The following is a 23,826-nucleotide window of genomic DNA, read 5'->3' as shown; positions in this document are numbered from 1 at the left end:
CTTATATATTCTAATGGAAGAGAAAGAGGGACGACCGATGGCGTCACATAAGAGCTTGCTCAGTGCGCTGCGCGGGGTGCGGCAGGAGCGTCCGCCGCTGTGGCTCATGCGCCAGGCGGGGCGTTACCTGCCCGAATATCGCGCGCTGCGTGAGACCAAGGGCGGCTTCCTCGAGCTCTGCTACGATCCCGAGGCCGCGGCCGAGGTGACGCTGCAGCCGATCCGGCGCTTCGGCTTCGACGGCTCGATCCTCTTTTCCGACATCCTCGTCGTGCCGCACGCGCTCGGGCAGCATCTGTGGTTCGAGGCGGGCGAGGGGCCGCGGCTCGCGCCGCCGCTGGTCGACAGCGCGCTGGCGGCGCTCGAGGTGGCGCACCAGCGGCTCGACCCCGTCTATGCCACCGTCGCGCGCGTCGCCGCGGCGCTGCCTCCCGAGACGACCTTCCTCGGCTTTGCCGGCAGCCCGTGGACCGTCGCGACCTATATGGTGGCGGGGCAGGGGTCGAAGGACCAGGCCGCGGCGCGGCGCATGGCGTTCGGCGATCCCGCGGCTTTCCAGGCGATCGTCGATGCGATCGTCGACCTTAGTGTGACCTATCTCTCGGGGCAGATCGAAAACGGCGTCGAGGCGGTGCAATTGTTCGACAGCTGGGCAGGGAGCCTCAGCCCCGCGCAGTTCGAGCGCTGGGTGATCGCGCCCAATGCCGAGATTATTCGGCGGCTGAAGGCGATGCACCCGGACACGCCGGTGATCGGCTTTCCCAAGGGCGCGGGCGGCAAGCTTCCGGCCTATGCGAACGAAGTCGGCGCCGATGCGATCGGGCTGGACGAGACGGTCGATCCGGCTTGGGCCGATGCCGCCTTGCCGCCGCATCTGCCGGTGCAGGGCAATCTCGACCCGCTCGCGCTCGTCGCCGGCGGCGAGGTGCTCGACGCCGCGATCGACCGCATCCTTGCGGCCTTCCCATCGCGTCCCCATATCTTCAATCTCGGCCATGGCATCGTGCCCGACACCCCGATCGCGCATGTCGAGCGATTGATCAAACGCGTGCGGGGATAGGCATGGAACTGGCGGGCTTGAGTCTGACGGGCTTTTTGGGATCGGCGACCCTGTGGGTCAAAGCGGCCCATGTGATCTTCGTGATCTTCTTCATGGCCGGCCTGTTCATGATGCCGCGCTTCTTCGTCTATCACCACCAATGTCCGGTCGGGTCCGACGAGGACAAGAAGTGGATCGAGCGCGAGGAGCGGTTGCGCAAGATCATCCTGGCGCCGGCGATCGGCTTCGTCTGGATCTTCGGGCTGATGCTCGCCTTCAACGGCGACTTCTGGCGCGAGGGCTGGTTCGTCGCCAAATTGCTGCTCGTGATCGCGCTGTCCGGCTATCATGGCTGGATGGTCGGCTATGCGAAGAAGCTCGCCAAGGGGCAGCGCCCTTTGACCGAGAAGCAGCTGCGCATGCTCAACGAGGTCCCTGGGGTCGCCGCGGCGCTGATCGTGATCCTCGTGGTCGTCCGCCCGTTCTGACGCCTCGGCTGGGCGCAGCCGCGATTGACTTGGGCCGGACGCGGTTATAGGGGCCGATCAACCTCGTTTCCTGCGGGCGGCGCTCCCATGCGCCGAGCTATCTGTAACGGTCGTCCCACGGCCGGATAGGCACCAGCCGGTGCAACGAACTTAGTCCAAATATCTCCCTATATTCATACCCGGAATCTATCCATGCATCTCAAAGAACTCAAAACCAAGTCGCCCGCGCAACTCGTCGAAATGGCCGAGGAGCTGGGCGTCGAGGGCGCGTCGACGCTGCGCAAGCAGGACCTGATGTTCTCGATCCTGAAGGAACTCGCCGAAGAGGGCGAGGAAATCATCGGGTCGGGCACGATCGAGGTCCTCCCGGATTCGTTCGGTTTCCTGCGCTCGCCCGACGCCAATTATCTCGCCGGCCCCGACGACATCTACGTCTCGCCGAACCAGGTCCGCAAATATGGCCTGCGCACCGGCGACACCGTTGAAGGCGAGATCCGCGCGCCGCGCGACGGCGAGCGCTATTTTGCGCTGACCAAGCTGATCAAGGTCAATTTCGACGACCCCGAAGCGGTGCGTCACCGCGTCAATTTCGATAATCTCACGCCGCTTTATCCGAACCAGAAGCTCTCGCTCGACACCGTCGACCCGACGGTCAAGGACAAGTCGGCACGCGTGATCGACCTCGTCAGCCCGCAGGGCAAGGGCCAGCGCGCGCTGATCGTCGCGCCGCCGCGCACCGGCAAGACCGTGCTGCTGCAGAATATCGCCAAGGCGATCACCGACAACCACCCCGAGGTCTATCTCATCGTCCTCCTCGTCGACGAGCGTCCCGAGGAAGTCACCGACATGCAGCGCAGCGTGAACGGCGAGGTCGTCTCCTCGACCTTCGACGAACCCGCGACGCGCCACGTCCAGGTCGCCGAAATGGTGATCGAAAAGGCCAAGCGCCTCGTCGAGCACAAGAAGGATGTCGTGATCCTCTTGGACTCGATCACGCGCCTCGGTCGCGCCTACAACACCGTGGTGCCCTCGTCGGGCAAGGTGCTGACCGGCGGTGTCGACGCCAATGCGCTCCAGCGCCCCAAGCGCTTCTTCGGCGCCGCGCGCAACATCGAGGAAGGCGGTTCGCTGTCGATCATTGCGACCGCGCTGATCGATACCGGCAGCCGCATGGACGAGGTGATCTTCGAGGAATTCAAGGGCACGGGTAACTCCGAAATCGTGCTCGACCGCAAGGTCGCCGACAAGCGCATCTTCCCCAGCCTCGACGTCGGCAAGTCGGGCACGCGCAAGGAAGAATTGCTCGTCGAGAAGGACAAGCTCAGCAAGATGTGGGTGCTGCGCCGCATCCTCATGCAGATGGGCACCGTCGACGCGATGGAATTCCTGCTCGACAAGATCAAGGATTCGAAGACCAACGAGGATTTCTTCGACAGCATGAACCAGTAGGTCGCGGTTCTTGTGGTGACGACGGTGCGCGGACGGGCTTGAACGTGCGCGTGGCCGTCCCGATGTTGAGGCCATGCCAGCGCTCCACATGACCCGCGTTGCGGTCGGCTGTTCCGATTATGGCGTGCTCGAAGCGCGTATCGCGTCGCGCGCCGAAGCGGGCGAGGTGCGCTTCACGACGCGCTTCAAGCCCAAGCGCGCCGACGAGCTGATCGGCGGCAAGCTACATTTCATCGTCAAGCATATGCTCGTGGGGCGTGTCGAGATATTGCGTTTCGACGACCGCGACGACGGGCGGATCGACATCGTCTGCGCCGCGGTGCTCGAGCGCATCCACCCGCAGCCCAAGCGCGCACACCAGGGCTGGCGCTACCTGACCGATGCCGATGCGCCCAAGGGCGTCGACGATAAGAGCGGGATCGGCGAGCTGCCGCCCGAGCTTTACCGCGAGCTCGCCGAGCTGATGCTGATCTAGCTCGCCTGTGCGGCGAGCATCTCGGCCATCTTCTCCCAGACCTTGTTGATCGCCTTGAGCGGGCGGACCATCACCTTGAAATCGCTAATCTTTCCGTTGTCGTTCCAGCGGATGATATCGACCCCGTTGATCTGGATGCCGTCGAGTTCGCTCTGGAATTCGAGCATCGCCTGGTCGCCGTCGACGATTTCGCGCAGGTAGCGGAAATTCTCGCCGCCGAGCACATGGCTGGCGGCGTGCAGATAGGCGAAGACCTTGTCGCGCCCCGCCTGCGGTGTGTGGACGACGGGCGAGTGGAACACGGCATCCTCGGCGAGCAGGTCGCGCAGCGCCTGCGGATCGCCGCCCTCCGCCATATAGGCGTGCCAGGCGGCGAGGCCCGGATGCGCACTCATGCGAGATGCTCGACAAAGAAGGCGCGCGTACGGCCGTCGGCGAGCTGCGCGCCCTCCTCGTTGCGGCGGTTGCCGCTGGTCGCTGCGAAACCATGGTCGAGGCCGGCATAATCGTGGAGCGTGACCTTCGGGTGCGGGTCGAGCCCGTCGTGGATGACCTTCTGCGCCGCATGGTCGACCAGATGGTCTTCGGTCGGGATATGGAGCATCAGCGGGTGCGCGATCGCGTGGCTCTCGTTCAGCATCTGGTCGATCATGACGCCATAATAGCCGACCGACGCGTTCACGTCGGTGCGCGCCGCGGCCATATAGGCGAGGCGACCGCCGAGGCAGAAGCCGACGCAGCCGACCTTCGCGGCGCCCTGGCCGTGGAGCCATTTGATCGCTGCTTCGATATCCTTGACCCCGTCGTCGGCGTCATATTGGCCGAAATAGCCAAAGGCCTCCTGCAATTCGGCTTCGACATCGGGGTTGAGCTCGACCCCGGGGGCGAAGCGCCAAAAGATGTCGGGCGCGATCGCAAGATAGCCCTCGGCCGCCCAGTCGTCGCATTTCTTGCGGATGCCGGCGTTCACTCCGAAGATTTCGGGAATGACAATGATTGCGCGCGAGCTGTCTGCGTCGGGGCGCGCGACATAGGCGGGAATTTCCGCCGCGCCGTCGAGGGCGGGGATGGTTGTGTTGGTCGCGGACATTCGGAGGCTCTCCTGACTCTTGCTTCTTGCCGGTGAAAGCGCGAAGCTAGCGGCCACGGCGGCGCGGCTCAAGCGCGCGCTGAGGCTTTTTGCGGGGCGGAGACCGGCGATGAAATTCAATATCGAGATCGATTGCACCCCCGAGGAAGCGCGACGGCTGGTCGGCCTGCCCGACCTCGAGCCGCTGCACGAAATTTACCTCAGCCGCGTCAAGGAGCTGATGGCGAAGGGGATCACCCCCGATATGGTCCAGACGATGGTCAAGAGCTGGGTGCCGATGGGCGAAAGCGGGCTGGGGCTGATCCAGTCGTTGATGAGCCAGTTCGGCGGCGGGCTGATGGGCGGGGCGGTCAAGACGGCCGATGCCGACGACAAGTCCGCGAAGGGACGCAAGAGCTGAACCAAGGCGAGGCGAACGACACGATATTCGCGCTGTCGAGCGGGATGCCGCCGGCGGCGATCGGCGTCGTGCGTGTAAGCGGGCCACGCTCGGGCGCGGCGCTCGAAGCCTTGGCGGGGCGACTACCGGTGCCGCGGCGAGCGTCGCTAGCCGAGTTGAAGGATGCCAACGGCGCACCGCTCGACCGCGCGCTGCTGCTCTGGTTTCCGGGGCAGGCGACGGCGACGGGCGAGGATCTGGCAGAGCTGCACCTGCATGGCGGGCGCGCTGTGGTCGCGGCGGTCGAGGCGGCGCTGGGCGCGATGCCTGGGTTGCGACGCGCGGAGGCCGGCGAATTTACGCGGCGCGCGTTCGACAACGGTCGGATCGATCTGGCCGAGGCCGAGGGGCTCGCCGATCTGCTCGCGGCCGAGACCGAGAGCCAGCGCAAGCAGGCGATGGCCATGGCAAGCGGGCATGTGTCGCGCGCGGTCGAGGTGTGGCAGGGACGGCTGCTCGGGCTGATGGCCGGGGCCGAGGCCGAGCTCAATTTTGCCGATGAGGATGATGTCGACGTTGTCGATGGTTGCGCACATCGCTTGTGCGAGGGCATGTCGTCATTGGCGGCCGATATGAGTGAATGGCTGGCGCGGCCGGCGGCGGAGGTGATTGCCGAGGGCTTGTCGGTCGTGATCGCGGGGCCGCCTAATGCAGGTAAATCCACTCTTATCAATGCTTTAGCTAAGCGCGAGCTGGCAATCGTGTCGCCGGTAGCAGGGACGACGCGCGATGTGATCGAGACGGCGCTGGCGCTCGACGGGATCGCGATGCGCTTTTCGGACACCGCGGGCCTGCGCGCGACAAGCGCCGATGAAATCGAGATGATCGGGATCGATCGCGCCAAGGCGGCGGTCGAAGCCGCGGACATATTGTTGTGGCTGGGGCCGCCGAAGGAAGCGCCCGATCATCCGCGCGCGATCCTGGTCGCGGCGCAGGCCGACCGCTGGAAGGGCGATGCCGCGGCGGAGGCCGAGGCGGCGCGCTGCGACCTGATCCTGTCGGCGACGACGGGCGAGGGGTTGGACAAGCTCCACCGCATGATCGTCGAGATGGCGCGCGCACTGCTGCCGCGCGAGGGCGAGGCGGCACTGCGCCGTCGCCAGCGTGACGCGCTTCGCGAGGCGAGGGATTGGCTGGGGATCGAGACCGGGTCGCGCGAGGCGGGCGACCTGATCCTGCTCGCCGAGCGGCTGCGGCTCGCCGGCGGGGCGCTCGACCGGATCACCGGAAGCGCGGGGGTCGAGGAGATGCTCGACGCCTTGTTCGGGCGTTTCTGCATCGGGAAATGATGTTCCACGTGGAACAGCGGTTCTGGCCAGGTTGGGCGTAAGCCCATTATTCTTACGCAAAGGCCCAAAGAGGAAAGCCGATTCTCTTCGCGTCTTCGCGTGAGACTTTCGTGGCGCTACGCGCCGATAGATTTGCCAGCGCTTATCCGCTATGCGCCGCCACAATCATGCACAGCAGCGCAACAACATATGATGTCATCGTCGTCGGCGGTGGGCACGCCGGGACCGAGGCCGCCGCGGCGGCGGCGCGGCTGGGCGCGTCGGTCGCCCTCGTCAGTTTCGACCCGGCGCTGATCGGGACGATGTCGTGCAACCCGGCGATCGGGGGGCTCGGCAAGGGACATCTGATGCGCGAAGTCGACGCGCTCGACGGGTGGATGGCGCGCGGGGCCGATGCGGCGGCGATCCATTACCGCATGCTCAACGCGTCGAAGGGCGCGGCGGTGCAGGGGCCGCGGATTCAGGCCGACCGCAAACTCTATCGGCAGGCGATCCAGGATTTGCTCGCCGCCGAAGAGGCGATCACCGTCGTCGAAGGCGAAGCGGCGGCGCTGATCCTGTCATACGATGGCGCGCGCGTTGCGGGGCTCGAACTCGGCGACGGGACCACGCTGGCCACCGGTGCGGTGGTGCTCGCGACCGGGACCTTTCTTGGCGGGCGGCTGTTTCGCGGCGAGGAGCGGATGGAGGGCGGGCGTATCGGCGAGGCCGGGGCGCATCGGCTCGCCGAGCAGCTCCGCGCCGCCGACCTCCCGATGGCGCGGCTCAAGACCGGCACGCCGCCGCGGCTCGACGGGCGGACGATCGACTGGGCGCGGCTCGATGAGCAGCTGTCGGACAGCGCCGAGGGCGCAAGCTGGACCTGTTCCACGTGGAACAATCGCCGGACGGTCCCGCAGATTTTCTGCGCGATCACGCGCACCAACGCCGAAAGCCATAAGATCATCGCGGCGAATCTCGACCGCTCGCCGCTGTTCACCGGGGCGATTGGCGCCGCGGGGCCGCGCTATTGCCCGTCGATCGAGGACAAGATCCACCGCTTCGCCGACCGCGACGGGCACCAGGTGTTTCTCGAGCCCGAGGGGCTCAACTCGGCGCTGGTCTATCCGAACGGCATTTCGACCTCGCTCCCCGCCGATGTGCAACTCGCGATGCTGCGCACGATGGAGGGACTCGAGGCGGTCGAGATGACGGTGCCCGGCTATGCGGTCGAATATGACCATATCGACCCGCGCGCACTCGACCGGACCTTGCAGGTGCGTGGCATAGGTGGACTTTATTGCGCCGGGCAGATCAATGGCACCACCGGTTATGAAGAGGCGGCGGCGCAGGGGCTGGTCGCGGGGGCGAATGCCGCGCTCGCCATGCAGGGGCGCGAGCCGCTGATCCTCGATCGCTCGGAATCCTATATCGGGGTGATGGTCGACGACCTGGTGCTGCAGGGGGTGACCGAGCCCTATCGCATGCTCACCGCGCGCGCCGAGTACCGGCTGCGGCTGCGCGCCGACAATGCGGCGACGCGGCTGACGCCGAAGGGCATCGCGCTGGGGCTGGTGCGGCCGGCGACTGCGAAACTGTTCGACGCGCGGATGGCCGAGCGCGCGCGCGCGGCGGCTTTGCTAGACGCGCCGGTGACGAGCGCCGATTATGCGGTGATCGGGCTCGCGCTGCCCGGCGATGGCGCGGCGCGGCGGCGGATCGACCTGCTGCGTTTTCCCGAGGTGACGATGGCGAAGCTGGCTTTGCTCGCGCCCGAACTCGCGGCGATCGACGCGTCGATCCTTGCCGAGCTGGCCGAAGATGCGCATTATGCGCCCTATGTCGCGCGGCAGGAGGCCGAGTTGCGCTCGCTCGCGGCAAATGAGGCGATCCTGCTCGACCCGGCGCTCGATTATTCGGCGATCGGCGGGCTGTCGCGCGAGATGGTCGAACGGCTGGGCAAGGCGCGGCCGGAGACCCTCGGTCAGGCAGGGCGGATCGACGGGGTGACCCCGGCGGCGCTGACCGCGATCCTTGTGCACAGCAAGCGGCGAGCGGCTTGATAGGCGCGATGCCGATCGAAATCGACGCGGATGTTCATGACGAGCTGGCTGCGCAAGAACGCTAGGAATGGTCTTGGCTGTTCGGGAGTTTGAGCGGAAAGGGGACCCCGGATCAAGTCCGGGGTCATGACCAATAGTATTGGCGCTCAAGACCGAAGGCTCGTCTCGCGTGGCTCGCGGCCCCCTTTGTGACTTTGTGTGAGAAATTCTTGGGTCGGCGATGTCTTTGCATGTGCCCATGCCTTTGCGTGAGGCTTTTAAAATCTCGCGCAAAGGCGCAAAGGCACGAAGGACGGATAAGCCCGCTTCGCGGGGAAGGTGGAAGACGACGTGGCGGACGCCGAACTATTGGAAGATGAAGGCGCTGCGCGCGACTGGCTGAAAGCGGCGTTTGCGCCGACCGCCGTGCAATGGGCGGCGCTCGAGCGGTTTGCGGCGATGCTCGTCGCCGAGAACGAGCGGCAGAATCTGATCGCGGCGTCGACTATCCCGACGCTTTGGGTGCGGCATATCGCCGATAGCGCGCAGTTGCTGGCACTCGATCGGGAGGGCGAAGGGCTTTGGGTCGATTTGGGGAGCGGCCCGGGATTGCCGGGGCTGGTCGTCGCTATCCTCTCCGAGCGGCCGATTTTGCTCGTCGAATCGCGGCGGCGGCGATGCGAATTTTTGCGCGCCGTCGCGGGTGAGCTGGGCTTGGGGCATGTCGAGGTTGCCGAAGCGCCGCTCGAGCGCGTCGAAACGCAGTCTGCGGGGACGATCAGCGCGCGGGCCTTTGCGCCGCTCGATCGGCTGATCGACTTATCCGCGCGTTTTTCCACCGAATCGACGCGCTGGCTGCTGCCAAAGGGGCGAAACGCGGTTAAGGAACTGGCGTTGCTGCCGCCGGCATGGCAGAGAATGTTCCACGTGGAACAGAGCCGCACCGATGGCGAAAGTCAGATCCTGGTGGGTCAGGGGCGCATTGCGCCAAAAAAGCGAGGGAAAGCATGATCCGCATCGCGGTGGCGAACCAGAAGGGTGGGGTCGGCAAGACGACGACCGCGATCAACCTGGCCACCGCGCTCGCGGCGACGGGCTGGCGCACGCTCATCATCGACCTCGATCCGCAGGGCAACGCCTCGACCGGGCTCGGCATCAAGCAGGCACAGCGCGAGCTTTCGAGTTACGAGCTGCTGCGCGGCGACGCGACGGTCGCCGAATGCGCGATCCCGACCGCGGTGCCGCGGCTCGACATCGTCGCGGCGACGGTCGACCTGTCGGGCGCCGAGATCGAGCTGATCGAATTCCAGGACCGGCTGCAGCGGCTGCAGCAGGCGCTGTCGGGCGCCGAGGCGGGGCAGTGGGACATCTGCCTGATCGACTGCCCGCCCTCGCTGGGCATGCTGACCTTGAACGCGTTGATCGCCGCCGAATCGCTGATCGTGCCGCTGCAATGCGAATTTTTCGCGCTCGAGGGGCTCAGCCAGCTGCTGACCACGGTCGAGCGCGTGCGCGAGCGCTTCAACCAGAAATTGTCGATCTTGGGGGTCGCGCTCACCATGTTCGACCGGCGCAACCGGTTGACCGATCAGGTGTCGGACGATGTGCGCGAGGTGCTGGGGCCGGTGGTGTTCGAGACGGTGATCCCGCGCAACGTGCGGCTTTCGGAAGCGCCGAGCCACGGGCTGCCCGCGCTGATCTACGACCATCGCTGTCCGGGATCGATGGCCTATATCGCGCTGGCGCGCGAGCTGATCGATCGCCTGCCCAACGTCCGCAAGGCGGCCTAAATGTCTGATAACGATAAAGAAACTGGCACTACCGCAGCGGCTCCCGCGAAAAAGCGGCCGTCGGGGTTGGGGCGCGGGCTGAACGCGCTGTTCGGCGATGCGGCGGTCGAGGCACCGGTGCTCGCGAGCCCGGGCGGGGCGGCGAAGGTCGCCGCGCCGGTCTCGGGCGATGCGGTGCAGCACGTGCCGGTCGGCGCGATTCGTCCGCTGCCGGGGCAGCCGCGGCGTCATTTCGATGAAGATGCGATCGCCGAGCTCGCCGACTCGATCGCGGCGCGCGGCCTGCTCCAGCCGATCATCGTGCGCGCGGCGCCCGACGGGGGGGGCTATCAGCTTGTCGCGGGCGAGCGGCGCTGGCGCGCGGCGCAGCGCGCGGGGCTGCATGCCATCCCCGCGCTGGTGCGCGCCTTGGACGATGCGGCGACCTACGAGATCGCGCTGGTCGAGAATATCCAGCGGCAGGATCTGAATGCGATCGAAGAGGCCGGGGCCTATCGCAAGCTGATCGAGGATTTCGGGCACAGCCAGGACGCGCTGGCGAAGCTGGTCGGCAAGTCGCGCAGCCATGTCGCGAATCTGATGCGATTGCTCGACCTGCCCGACAGCGTGCAGGCGCTGGTCGGCGACGGGTCGCTGGCGATGGGGCATGCGCGCGCGCTGATCGGCGCCGAGGGGGCCGAGGCGATCGCGCGCAAGGTCGTCAAGGAAGGCCTGTCGGTGCGCGCGGTCGAGGCGCTGGTGCGCACGGGCAAGGGCGGCGGGCGCAAGGCGCCGATCGAATATAAGAGCATCGACGGCGGGCGCGACCCCGACATCGTCGCGGTCGAGCGGCACCTGTCCGAGCTGCTCGGCATCGGCGTCGCGATCCAATATGCCGGCGGGGGCAAGGGCGCGCTGACGCTCAAATTCGCGTCGCTCGACCAGCTCGACATGATCTGCCAGCGATTGTCTGGCGAATCGATCTGATAGCCGCCGAAGGCATGAATTGATTCGCGCAGAGGCGCAGAGAGCGCAGAGGAATGGGCAGCTCCGCAGCGCTCTGCGTCCTTTGCGCCCCTCCGCGAATCCCGATCCGGCGACACGGCTCGAATCGGTCTTTCGGCCGGGCTTAATTTGTGCCGAACCGGGCCGTTAGTAGAAAGAGACGGTCCCCACTGTCACCCTGAAACAGCGCCAAAGCGCTGATTTAGCCTGCTTTCCATCGGAAATGCGGGCCAATCGTATATGCGCCGTTAACCATGGTTGTTGGGCAAAGGCTGAACGGGTGCGCCGTAGAAGGGCGGCAGCGATGGGGTGGGATTTCCATTCGCGACACGATAGTTCAAGGGACCAAATCATATGCGCACCATTGGAATGAAGCGCGCCCTGCTGGGCGCCGCGATTGCTGCCCTCGCCATGAACGCCTCGGCGGCGCATGCGGCGTCGGCCACGGGTACGGCGAAGGCGAAGATCCTGCGCCAGATCACGCTCACCAACACCAGCGACCTGCAGTACGCCACGGTGATCAGCGGCGCGACCGCCTCGACCGTCGCGGTGTCGACCTCGGGCGCTGCGACCTGCGGTACCGGGCTGACCTGCACCGGCACCACCACCGCCGCCAACTTCAACATCGCCGGCACCTCGGGTGCGGTGGTCGTCGTCGGTGGCGATTCGTCGGTGACGCTCAACGGCTCGCTGGGCGGCACGATGTCGTCGTCGCTGACCTATTCGGCGAGCACCGTCACGCTGGGCGCGACGGGCGGCAGCTTCCAGGTCGGTGGCACGCTGAGCGTCGGCGCCAACCAGACGGCGGGCGACTATTCGGGCACGTTCAACGTCACCGCCAACTATCAGTAAGCCTTTATAAGGGTGGGGGGTACGGCGGGCGCTTGCGTCCGCCGGCCGAAAAAAGGGTCGTCGGGGTACCAGCCCCCGGCGGCCCTTTTTGCGCTGTTTTCGCGCAGCGAGCGTTGTCGGAGCCCGACGGGTCGGGATTTTTTGCTTCGCGCAAAGACGCAAAGACGCGAAGATGTCGTGTCTGCCGCGAAGCGGCCTATTCCTGCTGCGTGGCGGTGGGCGCGGCGATGAATAGGATGGCGGCCTTCCGGCCGCGAGCCAGCTTCTTCGTGTCTTTGCGTCTCTGCGCGAAATAATCTCGCTGACGTCTTCGGCAGGAAGCCCCGTCTCGGTCGGCACGCGGCCGCCCTATGGTTAGCGAAATATCAACCATGTTGGCGCAACAGGGTGGGGACTGCCGGGCGGTGTGGGCCGACGGTTTCCTAAATGGTGGGGACCATTTCATGTTGCGATTTCTGAAGGGCTTCGGCCTGTTTTCGGCGGCCGTGCTTTGCGCGGCGGCTGCGCCTGCTCATGCCGCGGGCGACCTGCTCGTCGCGCCGACGCGCATCCTGCTCGACGGATCGCGCGGGACCGAGGTGGTGCTGAACAATATCGGCAGCGCGCCCGCGACCTATCGTATCAGCCTCGAGATCAAGCGCATGACCGCGCAGGGCGGACTCGACGAGATCGAGGAGGCCGATGCCAATGACGCGGAGAAGGCCGCGCTCGCGATGATCAGCTTCAACCCCCGCCGCGTCACGCTGCCGCCGAACCAGCCGCAGGTGATCCGCGTCGGGGTGCGCGTGCCCGAGGGCATGCCGGCGGGCGAATATCGCGCGCATATGTTGTTCCGCGCGGTGCCCGACGCCGCGCCTGCGGTCGATCCCGCGAAACAGCAAAGCAGCGGCGGCGTGTCGATCGCGCTGACGCCGATCTATGGCATCACGATCCCGGTGATCGTGCGTGTCGGCGAACTCGGCGCGAGCGCCGAGATCGGCGAGGCGCGGGTCGAGGACACCGTCGACGGCCCCGCCTTTGCCTTCGACCTCGCGCGCACGGGCAATCGCTCGGTCTACGGCGATATCGAGGTGACGCGGCCGGGCCTCGCCGAGCCGCTGTTGCTCGCGCGCGGCATTGCGGTCTATCCCGAGGTGGGGCAGCGCAAGGTGTCGCTGCGCGTGCCGCCCGAACTCGCGGCGAAGCTCAAAGGGCAGGTCAAGATCCGCTATAGCGAGGACCGCGAAATCGGCGGCGGGACGATCGACGAGGCCGACCGGGTGGTGAAATGAGGTAGCGGGACGGCCAAACGAGCAAAGCCGTGTTTCGCGCGGTTCTTGCACGATTTCTCCCGGCTGCATTGGCCGGGCTGGCGCTGGCCGGGCTCGTCCCGACCGGCGCCCATGCTGCTGAAAAAGCGGAGCTTTCCGACGGGTGGAAACCCAATGAGGACGACAGCTGGCTGTTCGACGTGCGGTCGGGGCAGTACCGCCTCGGCGACGGGGTGCGCGGCTATCAGACGCCGTCGGGGGTGTGCGTCGACCTCGCCGATGTCGTGCTCGCGCTCGACCTGCCGGTGCGCGTCGACAAGAAGTTGCGCCGCGCAACCGGCTGGGTGTTCGACGAGCGCCGCAGCCTGACGATCGATCGCGACGCAGGCGAGGTGCAGAGCGGCAGCCGAAGCTTCCCGATCGGCGCCACGGCGATCCGCGACACCGCGGCGGGCTGGTGCGTCGATGTGAAGCAATTGTCGGCGTGGCTCGACCTGCCGCTCGTCCCCGATCTGTCGAATGCGGTGCTGCGCATCGATTCGAAGGAGAAATTGCCCTTCCAGCTCGCCGCCGAGCGCCGCGCGCGCGCGGCGGGGATCAAGCCCGCGGCGCAATTCGACCTCGCGAGCCTGCCGCAGGCGACGCGCCCCTATCAGATGTGGGCGACGCCCTCGGTCGATGTCGCCGCCTCGCTCGGCGCGGTGTCCGACAAGCGCGGCGGCGACTATGTCCAGGCGCGCTACGAGATATTCGCCGCCGGCGAGGTGCTGAAGCACAGCTTCGACGCGCGACTGTCGTCGGATAATGAGGGCGTGCCCGACAGTCTGCGGATGCGGCTCTATCGCACCGACCCGCAGGGCAATCTACTGGGGCCCTTGAAGGCGACGCACTATGCGGTGGGCGATGTCAGCCTGCTCTCGACCGGACTCGTCGCGCAGTCGGCGCCGGGGCGCGGCGCGGTGCTGACCAATCGCCCGGTCGAGCGTCCCGACGCCTTCGACAAGACGAGCTTTCGCGGCGACCTGCCCGCCGGCTGGGACGCCGAACTCTATCGCAACGGGCAGCTTCTGGCCTTCACCAGCCCCGATTCGTCGGGGCGCTACGAATTTCTCGACGTGCCGCTGCAATATGGCTCGAATCGCTTCGAGATCGTGCTCTATGGCCCCCAAGGGCAGATACGGCGCGAGATCAAGCAGTTGCAGGTGGGGATCGATTCGATCCCGCCGCAGCAGACCTGGTATTGGGCGGGTTTCGCGCAGGAAAATGCCGACCTGATCGAATTCGGCAACCGCCGGCGGGGGCCGTTCCGGCGCGGCTGGCGCGGCACGCTTGGGATCGAGCGCGGGCTCGATCCGCGCACGTCGGTCGCGGCCTATGCGCACAGCCTGGTGATCGAGAATGTCCGGCGGAGCTATGGCGAAGTCGCGCTGCGGCGCTCGATCGGGCCGACGCTGCTCGAGGTGGCGGGGAGTTACGCCGATGACGGGGGCGGCGCGGTGCGCGCGGGGTGGCTCGCGGCGTTCGGCGAGACCTATGTCCGCGCCGAGGCGATGCGCGGCTGGGGCGGTTTTACCTCGGATCGTTTTGTCGGCAATATCAACGGGCTGTATCAGCTCTCGCTCGACCAATCGGTCAAACTGGGGCGGACGATCCTGCCGCTGCATTTCGACCTGCGCCATGTCGACCGGACCTCGGGCATCCAGAGCCTCGAGGCCTCGGCGCGCGCGTCGGCGAGTTTTCGCGCGCTGACCTTCACCGGCCAGCTCGACTGGATGCGCACCAAGGTGCCGATCGGGCCCGATCCGCCCGACAATGTCACCGCGACCCTGCTGGCCAATGCGCGTATCGGGCGCGTGCGTCTCCGCGGCGAGGCGCGCTTTGCGCTGTCGGGCGCCAATGCCGATTCGCGCGCGACGGTGATCGCCGAATGGGCGGGCAAGCACGACGCCGAATGGCGCGCCGAGCTGGGTTACGACAAGGGGCTCGATCGCGGGCGCGCGGGCATCGGATATACACGCCGTTTCAAGGCGTTGCAGCTGACGGGTTTCGGCGAGGTGGCGAGCGACGGCTCGGTCGCGGCGTCGCTGTCGCTCGCCTTCAGCTTCGGGCCCAAGCCGCGGACCAGCGCGGGCGCGGGCGGCGGCTGGCGGCTGTCGAGCGAGAAGCTCGGCGGGCGCGGGCAGGTGAGCGCCGAAGTGTGGATGGACGACAATGGCGACGGTATCCGGCAGGCCGACGAGGCGACGCTGCCCGGTGTGCCGCTGACCGCGGGCAACGCCTTCATCGAGGCGGCGACCGACAAGGCGGGCGCAGCGACGATCGACGGGCTCGAACCCTTCCGCCCGGTGATGATCGGGGTCGACGCGGGCAGCCTGCCCGATCCTTATGTCCAGCCGGCGCTGCCCGGCGTTGTGGTCACCCCGCGGCCGGGCGTGGCGACGCGCGTGATGATCCCGATGACCGCCGCAGGCGAGATCGAGGGCACCGTCATGCGCGACGGCGGCAATGCGATCGGGGGGCTGGGGCTCGAACTGGTCGACGCCGAGGGGCGCGTGCGCGCGACGACGCTCAGCGAGTTCGACGGATATTTCCTTTTCGAAAGCGTGGCTTATGGGCGCTATACGGTGCGCCCGGCGAAAGCCTCGGCGCAGCTCTTGCGCCTCGATACGGCCTTTGCGGTGAGCGCGTCGCCGGGCAAGGCGACCCCGCGCGTGCGGCTGGGCACGCTGGCGCTGAAACCCGTGGCGCGGATGCTGGCCGAGGGCGGCGAGGGCGCGACAGGTGAAGGCAACGATGCGCGCGGACCGCCGGGCGGTGACGGTGGGGCGGGGCTATAGCCGGTCCATCCGCAGCCAGCTCTCCTTGCCCAGCCATGCCTTGTCCAGCGCGCGGCGCGCGGCGGCGGCTTCGAGTTTCTTGCCCTGCACGGCTTCGCTGCGGCTGAGGCCGTAAAGGGCCCAGCCGTTGTTCGGCGCCTGCGTCAGCGCGGCACGGAAGGCGTCGCTCGCTTCGGCGGGACGGCCGGCCTGGAACAGCGCGGCGCCGAGCGACTGGCGCACCGGATAATACCAGTAGGTCGGTTCCTGATAGGGGAGCGTCGCCTCGACTTCGATCGCCTGGCGGTAGAAGGCGATCGCCTCCTCGTAGCGGCGCAGGCGGGCGGCGAAGCGGCCGCGCGCGACGAGTTCGGCTAGTTTGACGAGATCGGGGCCGGGGACGCCCTGCGCGACCATGTCGGCGAAGGCGTCCGACGTGCGCAGCTTCTCCATCGCGGCGAGTTCGCGGTCGAAACCAGCGCGATCGCCGCGCTGCGCCTGCGCGACGGCGCGGGCGTAGTGGCGCATCGCGGTCGGGTAGGGCAGGCGCGCGTCGGGGGCGGGCATGGCGAGGATCGCCTTCGGATCGGCGAATTGCGCCATCGCGAAATAGGGCGCGGCATCGATCGACTGGATCCACGCGATGCGCGCCGAGGTCGCGGGGTCGAGCACCGCGCCGAGGCGCTTCGCCTCGCGCACCGCGGTCGTCATGTCGCCCGCCATCTGCGCCGAGGTGACGATGAAGTGGATATTGTGCGGATAATAGCCGTAGCGCACGAGCCCCTGGTCGCCGGCGCCTAGGATATAGGCCTCGTCGGCGCGCGCCGCGGCGATGTTGACGCGGATCGAATCGGCGTGGCGGCCGCGCAGCTGGTAGATATGGCCGGGCATATGGACGAGATGCGCGGCGCTGGGCGCGCGCGGGTCGGCGAGGCGGTCGGCGGCGGCCTCGGCGCGCGCCGGATCGACCGATTCCATGAGGTGGATATAGAGATGGTTCGCCTGGACGTGCGCGGGGTTGCGCGCGAGCACGGTCTCGACGAGGCGCACCGCCTCGCCGCTGCGACCCACCGGGGTCTTCTTGTCGCCCGCCCAATAATTCCACGGGCTGGTGTTCATCGCCGCCTCGGCCGCGAGCACGGCGACATCGTCGTCGGCGGGGAAGCGGCGCGCGACGCCGAGCATCGCGTCGGCATAGGCGGCGTCGAGCGCGGCGCGGTCGGCGGCGGGGTCGCGCGAATAGCGCAGCGCCACCGCCTCGATCAGCGCGCGTTCGAGCGGGGTTGCGGTCGTGCGCAGCGCCATCGCGCGGTCCATGGCAGCGAGCGCGGCGCCGCGGTCGCGGTCGTCCATCGGCGCGTTGATATTGGGGCCGAGCGCGAGCGCTTCGCCCCACCAGCAGGACGCGCAGCCGGGCTCGCGCCGCTGCGCCTCGCGGAACGAGCGCACCGCCCCGGCGTGGTTGAAACCATAAGTGAGCAGCAGCCCCTGGCTGAAATAGGCGCGCGCCTCTGCGTCTTGTGCCGAAACGGGGAAGGGCGACGCGGCGAGGTCGGGGTAGAGGGGGATGGTGGTGCCCGCACTCGCCGGGGCGGCATAAGCGCTGGCGATCAGCAGCTCGCTGGCGAGGCTGGCGCCCGCGTCGCGCGCGCCGCAAAAGGCCTTGGCGAGGCGGGTGGGATCGAGTGCGTCGAGCGCGGCGGCGGAAAAGCCGGGCTCGGCGGGCAGGCTGGCGAGGGTGAATCCCATGCAAGCGATCGCGGCGGCCTTGTACCCCTGGTACATCGCAAACCCTCCCCAAGGCGCGGAACAACCGGGGCAGGCTATCATAGAAGATGTGCGCTCCCAAGCGCGCGGCGAATGCCAAAGCGGGCGGCGTTAACCTTTCCTTATCCATATTTGCCCAAAGCGGACGACGAGCAATATTTTGCCTGTGGGGAGTCCGAAATGTCGAATGTGTCCGGTTCGAAGAACCGCCCGACCAGCGCCGATGTCGCGATCATCGGGGCGGGGCCCGCGGGGCTGACCGCCGCCTATCTGCTGACCAAGGAAGGCTATAGGGTCACCGTGATCGAGAAGGACCCCGTCTATGTCGGCGGGATCAGCCGCACGGTCGAGCATGAGGGTTTCCGTTTCGACATCGGCGGGCACCGCTTCTTTTCGAAGAGCCAGGAAGTCGTCGACCTGTGGAACGAGATCCTCCCCGACGACTTCATCCAGCGCCCGCGGATGAGCCGCATCTATTATGAGGGCAAATTCTACTCCTATCCGCTGCGCGCGTTCGAGGCGCTGTGGAATCTGGGCGTCGTGCGTTCGACCCTGTGCATGATCAGCTATGCGCAGGCGAAGCTGTTTCCGAACAAGAAGGTGCGCAGTTTCGAGGACTGGACGATCAATCAGTTCGGGCGGAAGCTCTATTCGATCTTCTTCAAGACCTATACCGAGAAGGTGTGGGGCATGCCGTGCGACGAAATGTCGGCGGACTGGGCGGCGCAGCGCATCAAGGGGCTCAGCCTCGGCGCCGCGGTGCTCGACGGACTGAAGCGCAGCCTGGGTCTCAACAAGAGGCCCAATGACGGCATGGCGACAAAGACTTTGCTCGAGACTTTCCGCTATCCGCGGCTGGGGCCGGGGATGATGTGGGAGGCGGCGCGCGGGCACGTCGAGGCGGGCGGCAACCATGTGCTGATGGGGCACAGCTTCAAGCAATTGACGCAGGACCAGGTGAGCGGCCGCTGGCGGCTGACCGCGAACGGGCCGGGCGGCGACGTCGTGATCGACGCCGCGCATGTGATCAGCTCGGCGCCGATGCGCGAGCTCGCGGCGCGTATCCATCCGCTGCCGGCGTGCGCGCTGAGCGCGGCGCCGTCGCTCAAATATCGCGACTTCCTGACCGTGGCGCTCAAGATTCGCTCGGAGGATTTGTTCCCCGACAACTGGATCTATATCCACGACAGCAAGGTGCAGGTCGGCCGCGTGCAGAATTTTCGCAGCTGGTCGCCCGAAATGGTGCCCGATCCCGAACTCGCGTGCGTCGGGCTCGAATATTTCTGTTTCGAGGGCGACGGCCTGTGGGCGTCGCGCGACGAGGATCTGGTCGAACTCGCCAAGCGCGAGATGGCGATCCTCGGGCTCTGCGATCCCAAGGATGTCGTTGGCGGCGCGGTAGTGCGGCAGGAAAAGGCCTATCCGGTCTATGACGACGATTATGCGGCGCATGTCGAGACGATGCGGTCCGAGCTCGAGGCGCGTTATCCGACGCTGCACATGGTCGGGCGCAACGGCATGCACCGCTACAACAACCAGGACCATGCGATGATGACCGCGATGCTGACGGTGCGCAACATCGTCGCCGGCGAGCGCGTCTACGACATCTGGGGCGTCAACGAGGACGCCGAATATCATGAGAGCGGCACCGAGGGCGAACAGGCGGCGCTGGCGTCGGTCCGCGACGTGCCCGCGCGCGTCAGCAAGGCGGCGTGACGCACGTGATGGCGCGGCCGCTCCCCGCCTTTGCGCAGAAACTGCTGCAGGTCACCTTCCTGCGCTACGTCGGTGCGAGCGCGATCGCACTCACCGGCGACATGGCGCTGTTCAAACTGTTCCTTGCGGCGGGCTGGGCGTCACCGGCCGCTGCGGCAGCGAGCTATGGCGCAGGGATCGTGATCCACTGGCTGATCAGCTCGCGCCTCGTCTTCGTCGAGGGCGCGCGCACCGCGGGGCTCGACCGCGTGCGGCAGAAGGGGCTGTTCCTCGGTTCGGCCTTCGTCGGGCTGGGGCTGACCGTCGCGATCGTCTGGGCGGGCGACCGCGCGGGGATGGACCTGATTCTGGCGAAGCTCGCGGCGATCGGCGTGTCGTTCGTCGCGACCTATGTCCTTCGCAAGACGCTCGTTTTCGCGGCCGACTGAAGGCCAAGACCGATGCGCGCGCAGCTCGAACGTCTGAGCGTCGACCGGATCGCGCTGCTGCTGTGGCTCGCGGTGGTCGCGGCCGGGCTGTTCCTCTATCGCGAGGGCATCGCCACGCTGGGCCTGCGCGATGCCGACGATTATCTGCGGCTGGTCCAGGTTCGCGACCTGCTCGGCGGGCAGAGCTGGTTCGACGTCACCCAGTACCGGATCAACCCCGCCGAGGGCGGCGGGATGATGCACTGGTCGCGCTTCGTCGACATGCAGATCGCGGCGCTGATCGCGCTGCTGCGCCTCTTCCTTGCGCCCGACATGGCCGAGCGCTGGGCGATCGCCATCTATCCCCTGCTTCTCGTCCTGCCGCTGCTGCTGCTGCTCGGGCGCATCCTGACGATGCTGGGCGACCGGCGCCAGACGATCGCGGGGCTGCTGATCGCCGCGTCGGGGGTGACCTTCCTCCATTATTTCGCGCCGCTGCGCATCGACCATCATGGCTGGCAGCTGCTTCTGTCGGTCGCGATGCTATGGCTCGCGCTCGGCGAAGCGACGTTCCGGCGCGGGCTGGCGGCGGCGCTGGTGATCGCCGCGCATGTCGAAATCTCGCTCGAAGGCCTGCCTTATCTGGCGATCTTCGGCGCGCTCTTCGCGCTCGAATGGCTGCGCGATCCGGCCAAGGCGCCGCGGCTCGCGGGCTTCGCCGCCGGGCTGGTGGCCATTCCCGCGCTATGGCTGCTGGTCTTCCGCGGCTGGACGTCGTTCGTCACGGTGCATTGCGACGGCTTTTCCTTGCCCTATGCCACCGGCGTCGCGGCGACCGGGTTGATGCTCTTCGCCTGCCTGCAGTTTCGCGCGCTGGCGTCGAGCTGGCAGCGGCGGCTGGTCGTCCTCGCCCTCGTTGGCGCCGCGGGCGCCGCCGCCTTCCTGATCTTCGGCCGGCCGTGCCTCGGCGGGCCCTTCGGCGAACTCGAGCCGCTCGTCCGCCGCTTCTGGTACGACCGGGTGATGGAGGGCCAGCCGGTGTGGGCGCAGGATTCCGACGTCGCGGCGCTGTTCTTTGCCCCGACGATCGTCGGCTATGGCGCGGCGCTCTGGGCGTGGCGTGCCGCGCGCGGCAGCAGCGTCGCCGAAGGCTGGGATCGCCTGCTGTTCGTGCTGACGTGCAGCGTGCCGCTGTCGATGCTGGTCTTCCGTACCGGCGCAGTGGCGCATGCCTATATGGTCCCGGCCTTCGGCGCGATGGCCGCGGCGCTGTGGGGCTGGAGCCGGGCGCAGCGCTCGCTGCTCGGCCGCGTCGGCGGCGCGATGCTGGTGCTGACCGCGATTCCGTCGATCGACGCGCTGATCGCGGCGCGCACGCTGGCGGTCGTCCTGCCCGCCGACGCCACGGGCAAGCTGAAGGCGGCCGAAGGCGAGGAAAGCTGCGTCACCCCGGCGGCGCTCGCGCCGCTTGGCGAAGCGCCCGCGGCGCTGGTCTTTGCGCCGATCGATACCGGACCCGCGATCCTCGTGCGGACCCCGCACAGCGTGATCGCGACCGGACACCATCGCAACCACGCCGCGATGAACCGCGTGATCACCGCCTATATGTCGGACCCCGTCGAATCGGCGCCGATCGTGCGCGCCAGCGGCGCGACCTGGCTGGTCTATTGCGCGGGCATTCCCGAGATGGAGAATATGGCGCTCGCCAATCCGCGCGGGCTTTCGGCGCAGCTCGCAAAGGGCGCGAAAATCGACTGGCTGGCTTACGACGCCAAGCTGTCGCGTGGCGCGCTTCGCGTCTATCGCATCCTGCGCTGAGGCGCGTCAGCCGGGCCGGAAGGACAGCGCGGCGCCGTTCATGCAATAACGCTTGCCCGTCGGTTCGGGCCCGTCGTTGAAGACATGGCCGAGATGGCCGCCGCAGCGCCGGCAATGCACCTCGGTGCGCGCATAGCCGAGGTCATAGTCGGTCGAGGTGCCGATCGCGCTCTTCAGCGGCGCCCAGAAACTGGGCCAGCCGGTCTTGCTGTCATATTTGGTCTTGCTCGAATAGAGCGGCAGCGCGCAGCCGGCGCAGAGGAAGGTGCCGGCGCGCTTTTCCTTGTCGAGCGGGTGCGAGAAGGGGCGCTCGGTCCCCGCCTCGCGCAGGATTCTGTACTGGAAGGGCGTCAGGCGCTTCTTCCATTCGGCCTCGCTCAATTGCCAGCCGGGCTGGCCCTTGGGGCGCGGCGAATTTTTGGCGAAGAGCATCGGCGCCCCGATGAGCGCGCCGCCGAGCGCGAGGCCGCCGATGAGATAGCGTCGTTCGATCATGAAAAGCTCCTCATGCCGGTTCGTCCGGCATGATCGGCCGGTTTCACCCGCGCATCAATATTTTTCGAGCTCGACCTGCATGTGGCGATAGCCGTGGACGAAGCTGGCATGGACGCGCTCGGGTTCGGCGAGGACGTTCACGCGCAGGCGGCGCTTCTGCATTTCGCTGATCAGCGTCGTGAGCTGGAGCTCGGCGACGCGCGCGCCGACGCAGCGGTGGATACCGTAACCGAAGGCGAGGTGGCGGCGGGCATTCTCGCGGTCGACGATGATGCGGTCGCCGTCGGGGAAGACGCTCTCGTCGCGGTTCGCCGAGGCGTACCAGAGCGCGATCTTGTCACGCGCCTTGATCGCGTGGCCGAACAGCTCGGTATCCTCGGTCGCGGTGCGGCGCATATGCGCGAGCGGGGTCTGCCAGCGCAGGATTTCGTGCATCGCGTTGACCGCGAGGTCGGGATTGTGGTCGCGTTCGAGCTTGGCGCGCTCCTCGGGAAAGCTGTGCAGGCCATAGGCATAGGCCGACATCGAATTGCGCGTCGTGTCGTTGCCGCCGACGATGAGCAGGATGAGGTTCCCCATGAACTCATTCTCGCTCATATGCTTCATCGCGTCGGACTGGAGCATGATCGAGATCAGGTCGTGGGTACCCGGATTCTGCGCCTTATGATCCCACAGCTGCTTGAATGCGGCGCCCATTTCGAAGGCGATGCCGAGGCGTTTCTGGCGCTTTTCGAGCGTGTCGAAGCTTTCGATATCGCCGAGCGCGTCGGACCAGCGGGTGAGGTTGTGGCGATCCGCCCAGGGGAAATCGAAGAGGATCGCGAGCATGTCGGTGGTGAGCTCGATCGACACCTTCTCGACCCAGTCGAAGGGCTGGCCGACGGGCAAGGTGTCGATGATCGCGGCGGTGCGCGCGGCGGTGTCGGCGCGCATGCGCTCGATTTCGGAGGGGCCGAAGGCGGGGGCGACGGTGCGGCGCTGCGCGGTGTGCTGCGGCGGGTCCATCGCGATGAACATCGGCATCGGGATTTCGCCCTCCTGGAGATGTTCGATGCCGTCGCCGGCGACGGTGATGCCGCCATATTCCCAGCTGGAGGAGAAGATTTTCGGTAAGGCCTCAATATGCTGGATCGGCTTGTAGGTCGTCACCGACCAATAGGGGCCGAATTTCGAATCCTCGCAGCGATAGATCGGCGATTCGGCGCGCAGCTGGCGCATCGGGTCCTGCCAGCGGTCTTCGCTCCACAGCTCGGCGCGGCTGACGTCGAAGGGGTCGAGGGTTTCGGGGACGGGGCGGATCAATGATGCCATGGGGGCTGCTCCTCTGCGCGGCCGTCTCGCGCGGCCGATTCAGTTGCAGAATGCCACTATTTACAGCTTTGTCAACGGAGGCGGGGGCCGGGCTTGTCGCTCGAAGGTCGTGCGGATCTCCGATGTTCGGATTTTTTGTTTCGCGCAAAGACGCAAAGGCACGAAGATGTCGCGCCCGCCGCAAAGCGGCTTTTTCAGGCGCGCCGTGCCATCGCGCAGCGATCGTTGAAAAAGCGGCCTTGCGGCCGCAGGACAGCTTCTTCGCGTCTTTGCGTCTTTGCGCGAAACCTTTTCACGCCATCGCGGCATAGCCCGGCATCGCGGTGAAAA

Annotated in this window: 22 protein-coding genes; 17 read left to right on the top strand and 5 right to left on the bottom strand. The window is 67.0% G+C overall.

Annotation, left to right across the window (positions count from 1 at the left end):
• Positions 1-37 precede the first annotated feature (37 nt).
• From hemE to ATE62_RS01950, 4 genes are all read left to right on the top strand, one after another.
• Positions 38-1,060 carry a uroporphyrinogen decarboxylase gene (gene hemE / locus ATE62_RS01965; RefSeq protein ID WP_156420409.1) on the top strand — a complete coding sequence of 341 codons (1,023 nt, stop codon included), beginning with the start codon at positions 38-40 and terminating at the stop codon, positions 1,058-1,060.
• Positions 1,061-1,062: 2 nt separating this feature from the next.
• The gene (locus ATE62_RS01960) at positions 1,063-1,527 is read left to right on the top strand and encodes a CopD family protein (RefSeq protein WP_058806692.1); all 465 of its coding nucleotides are present in this window, start codon (positions 1,063-1,065) and stop codon (positions 1,525-1,527) included.
• A 192-nt stretch (positions 1,528-1,719) separates the two neighbouring features.
• Positions 1,720-2,976, top strand: a complete 1,257-nt coding sequence (rho, locus tag ATE62_RS01955; protein ID WP_058806693.1) for a transcription termination factor Rho — start codon at positions 1,720-1,722, stop codon at positions 2,974-2,976.
• A gap of 73 nt (positions 2,977-3,049) precedes the next feature.
• Positions 3,050-3,451 carry a DUF1489 family protein gene (locus ATE62_RS01950; protein WP_058806694.1) on the top strand — a complete coding sequence of 134 codons (402 nt, stop codon included), beginning with the start codon at positions 3,050-3,052 and terminating at the stop codon, positions 3,449-3,451.
• Here ATE62_RS01950 and ATE62_RS01945 read toward each other — a convergent pair.
• On the bottom strand, positions 3,448-3,846 hold the full coding sequence (locus ATE62_RS01945; protein WP_058806695.1) for a nuclear transport factor 2 family protein: 399 nt from the start codon (positions 3,844-3,846) through the stop codon (positions 3,448-3,450). The two genes, ATE62_RS01950 and ATE62_RS01945, sit on opposite strands and share 4 nt — an antisense overlap.
• A complete protein-coding gene (locus ATE62_RS01940) occupies positions 3,843-4,541 on the bottom strand; it encodes a dienelactone hydrolase family protein (RefSeq protein WP_058806696.1) in 699 nt (232 codons plus the stop codon). The genes ATE62_RS01945 and ATE62_RS01940 overlap by 4 nt, the downstream gene beginning before the upstream one ends.
• A gap of 109 nt (positions 4,542-4,650) precedes the next feature.
• Here ATE62_RS01940 and ATE62_RS01935 point away from each other — a divergent pair, with 109 nt between their 5' ends.
• From ATE62_RS01935 to ATE62_RS01895, 9 genes are all read left to right on the top strand, one after another.
• Entirely contained in the window at positions 4,651-4,941 is a 291-nt protein-coding gene (locus ATE62_RS01935; protein WP_058806697.1) for a DUF6489 family protein, read from the top strand.
• Entirely contained in the window at positions 4,938-6,269 is a 1,332-nt protein-coding gene (gene mnmE / locus ATE62_RS01930) for a tRNA uridine-5-carboxymethylaminomethyl(34) synthesis GTPase MnmE (RefSeq protein WP_443028849.1), read from the top strand. The genes ATE62_RS01935 and mnmE overlap by 4 nt, the downstream gene beginning before the upstream one ends.
• A 167-nt stretch (positions 6,270-6,436) precedes the next feature.
• Positions 6,437-8,311, top strand: a complete 1,875-nt coding sequence (gene mnmG / locus ATE62_RS01925) for a tRNA uridine-5-carboxymethylaminomethyl(34) synthesis enzyme MnmG (RefSeq protein ID WP_058806699.1) — start codon at positions 6,437-6,439, stop codon at positions 8,309-8,311.
• A 330-nt stretch (positions 8,312-8,641) separates the two neighbouring features.
• On the top strand, positions 8,642-9,301 hold the full coding sequence (gene rsmG / locus ATE62_RS01920; protein WP_058806737.1) for a 16S rRNA (guanine(527)-N(7))-methyltransferase RsmG: 660 nt from the start codon (positions 8,642-8,644) through the stop codon (positions 9,299-9,301).
• Positions 9,298-10,080, top strand: a complete 783-nt coding sequence (locus ATE62_RS01915) for a ParA family protein (RefSeq protein WP_058806700.1) — start codon at positions 9,298-9,300, stop codon at positions 10,078-10,080. The genes rsmG and ATE62_RS01915 overlap by 4 nt, the downstream gene beginning before the upstream one ends.
• Positions 10,081-11,046 carry a ParB/RepB/Spo0J family partition protein gene (locus tag ATE62_RS01910; protein ID WP_058806701.1) on the top strand — a complete coding sequence of 322 codons (966 nt, stop codon included), beginning with the start codon at positions 10,081-10,083 and terminating at the stop codon, positions 11,044-11,046.
• 372 nt (positions 11,047-11,418) lie between these two features.
• Positions 11,419-11,916 (top strand): DUF4402 domain-containing protein, encoded by a 498-nt coding sequence (locus tag ATE62_RS01905; RefSeq protein ID WP_058806702.1) that lies wholly within the window; start codon positions 11,419-11,421, stop codon positions 11,914-11,916.
• A 443-nt stretch (positions 11,917-12,359) separates the two neighbouring features.
• Positions 12,360-13,187, top strand: coding sequence for a hypothetical protein (locus ATE62_RS01900; protein ID WP_058806703.1), 828 nt, complete (start codon positions 12,360-12,362; stop codon positions 13,185-13,187).
• Positions 13,188-13,255: 68 nt separating this feature from the next.
• Positions 13,256-16,003 (top strand): MSCRAMM family protein, encoded by a 2,748-nt coding sequence (locus ATE62_RS01895; RefSeq protein WP_231736040.1) that lies wholly within the window; start codon positions 13,256-13,258, stop codon positions 16,001-16,003.
• Here the strand turns inward: ATE62_RS01895 and ATE62_RS01890 are convergent.
• Complete coding sequence (locus ATE62_RS01890) at positions 15,998-17,767, bottom strand: tetratricopeptide repeat protein (RefSeq protein WP_058806705.1); 1,770 nt, start codon at positions 17,765-17,767, stop codon at positions 15,998-16,000. The two genes, ATE62_RS01895 and ATE62_RS01890, sit on opposite strands and share 6 nt — an antisense overlap.
• Positions 17,768-17,929: 162 nt before the next feature.
• On the opposite strand from ATE62_RS01890, the gene ATE62_RS01885 reads away from it, so the two are divergent.
• The 3 genes from ATE62_RS01885 to ATE62_RS01875 are packed head-to-tail and all read left to right on the top strand — an operon-like array spanning position 17,930 to position 21,690.
• Complete coding sequence (locus ATE62_RS01885; protein WP_058806706.1) at positions 17,930-19,465, top strand: NAD(P)/FAD-dependent oxidoreductase; 1,536 nt, start codon at positions 17,930-17,932, stop codon at positions 19,463-19,465.
• The gene (locus ATE62_RS01880) at positions 19,462-19,893 is read left to right on the top strand and encodes a GtrA family protein (protein WP_231736038.1); all 432 of its coding nucleotides are present in this window, start codon (positions 19,462-19,464) and stop codon (positions 19,891-19,893) included. Before ATE62_RS01885 ends, ATE62_RS01880 begins: the two co-directional genes overlap by 4 nt.
• A 12-nt stretch (positions 19,894-19,905) precedes the next feature.
• Positions 19,906-21,690 carry a hypothetical protein gene (locus ATE62_RS01875; RefSeq protein WP_058806708.1) on the top strand — a complete coding sequence of 595 codons (1,785 nt, stop codon included), beginning with the start codon at positions 19,906-19,908 and terminating at the stop codon, positions 21,688-21,690.
• Positions 21,691-21,696: 6 nt separating this feature from the next.
• On the opposite strand, the gene msrB is transcribed toward ATE62_RS01875, so the two are convergent.
• Both msrB and ATE62_RS01865 read right to left on the bottom strand, forming a co-directional pair.
• Positions 21,697-22,185 carry a peptide-methionine (R)-S-oxide reductase MsrB gene (gene msrB, locus ATE62_RS01870; protein WP_058806709.1) on the bottom strand — a complete coding sequence of 163 codons (489 nt, stop codon included), beginning with the start codon at positions 22,183-22,185 and terminating at the stop codon, positions 21,697-21,699.
• A gap of 54 nt (positions 22,186-22,239) precedes the next feature.
• Complete coding sequence (locus tag ATE62_RS01865; protein WP_058806710.1) at positions 22,240-23,496, bottom strand: cytochrome P450; 1,257 nt, start codon at positions 23,494-23,496, stop codon at positions 22,240-22,242.
• Between the two features lie 122 nt (positions 23,497-23,618).
• Between ATE62_RS01865 and ATE62_RS23115 the strand changes: the two genes are divergently transcribed.
• Entirely contained in the window at positions 23,619-23,807 is a 189-nt protein-coding gene (locus ATE62_RS23115; RefSeq protein WP_156420410.1) for a hypothetical protein, read from the top strand.
• The last annotated feature ends 19 nt before the right edge of the window (positions 23,808-23,826 follow it).

Source organism: Sphingopyxis sp. HIX, assembly GCF_001468285.1.
Lineage (GTDB): Bacteria > Pseudomonadota > Alphaproteobacteria > Sphingomonadales > Sphingomonadaceae > Sphingopyxis.
This window is presented reverse-complemented; position numbering and strand designations above follow the sequence as displayed.

What these genes read in the sequence shown, in the direction of transcription:
- hemE (WP_156420409.1), top strand. Translation starts at nt 38, where the DNA reads ATGGCGTCACATAAGAGCTTGCTCAGTGCGCTGCGCGGGGTGCGGCAG.
- ATE62_RS01960 (WP_058806692.1), top strand. Translation starts at nt 1,063, where the DNA reads ATGGAACTGGCGGGCTTGAGTCTGACGGGCTTTTTGGGATCGGCGACC.
- rho (WP_058806693.1), top strand. Translation starts at nt 1,720, where the DNA reads ATGCATCTCAAAGAACTCAAAACCAAGTCGCCCGCGCAACTCGTCGAA.
- ATE62_RS01950 (WP_058806694.1), top strand. Translation starts at nt 3,050, where the DNA reads ATGCCAGCGCTCCACATGACCCGCGTTGCGGTCGGCTGTTCCGATTAT.
- ATE62_RS01945 (WP_058806695.1), bottom strand. Translation starts at nt 3,846, where the DNA reads ATGAGTGCGCATCCGGGCCTCGCCGCCTGGCACGCCTATATGGCGGAG.
- ATE62_RS01940 (WP_058806696.1), bottom strand. Translation starts at nt 4,541, where the DNA reads ATGTCCGCGACCAACACAACCATCCCCGCCCTCGACGGCGCGGCGGAA.
- ATE62_RS01935 (WP_058806697.1), top strand. Translation starts at nt 4,651, where the DNA reads ATGAAATTCAATATCGAGATCGATTGCACCCCCGAGGAAGCGCGACGG.
- mnmG (WP_058806699.1), top strand. Translation starts at nt 6,437, where the DNA reads ATGCACAGCAGCGCAACAACATATGATGTCATCGTCGTCGGCGGTGGG.
- ATE62_RS01915 (WP_058806700.1), top strand. Translation starts at nt 9,298, where the DNA reads ATGATCCGCATCGCGGTGGCGAACCAGAAGGGTGGGGTCGGCAAGACG.
- ATE62_RS01910 (WP_058806701.1), top strand. Translation starts at nt 10,081, where the DNA reads ATGTCTGATAACGATAAAGAAACTGGCACTACCGCAGCGGCTCCCGCG.
- ATE62_RS01905 (WP_058806702.1), top strand. Translation starts at nt 11,419, where the DNA reads ATGCGCACCATTGGAATGAAGCGCGCCCTGCTGGGCGCCGCGATTGCT.
- ATE62_RS01900 (WP_058806703.1), top strand. Translation starts at nt 12,360, where the DNA reads ATGTTGCGATTTCTGAAGGGCTTCGGCCTGTTTTCGGCGGCCGTGCTT.
- ATE62_RS01890 (WP_058806705.1), bottom strand. Translation starts at nt 17,767, where the DNA reads ATGTACCAGGGGTACAAGGCCGCCGCGATCGCTTGCATGGGATTCACC.
- ATE62_RS01885 (WP_058806706.1), top strand. Translation starts at nt 17,930, where the DNA reads ATGTCGAATGTGTCCGGTTCGAAGAACCGCCCGACCAGCGCCGATGTC.
- ATE62_RS01875 (WP_058806708.1), top strand. Translation starts at nt 19,906, where the DNA reads ATGCGCGCGCAGCTCGAACGTCTGAGCGTCGACCGGATCGCGCTGCTG.
- msrB (WP_058806709.1), bottom strand. Translation starts at nt 22,185, where the DNA reads ATGATCGAACGACGCTATCTCATCGGCGGCCTCGCGCTCGGCGGCGCG.
- ATE62_RS01865 (WP_058806710.1), bottom strand. Translation starts at nt 23,496, where the DNA reads ATGGCATCATTGATCCGCCCCGTCCCCGAAACCCTCGACCCCTTCGAC.
- ATE62_RS23115 (WP_156420410.1), top strand. Translation starts at nt 23,619, where the DNA reads ATGTTCGGATTTTTTGTTTCGCGCAAAGACGCAAAGGCACGAAGATGT.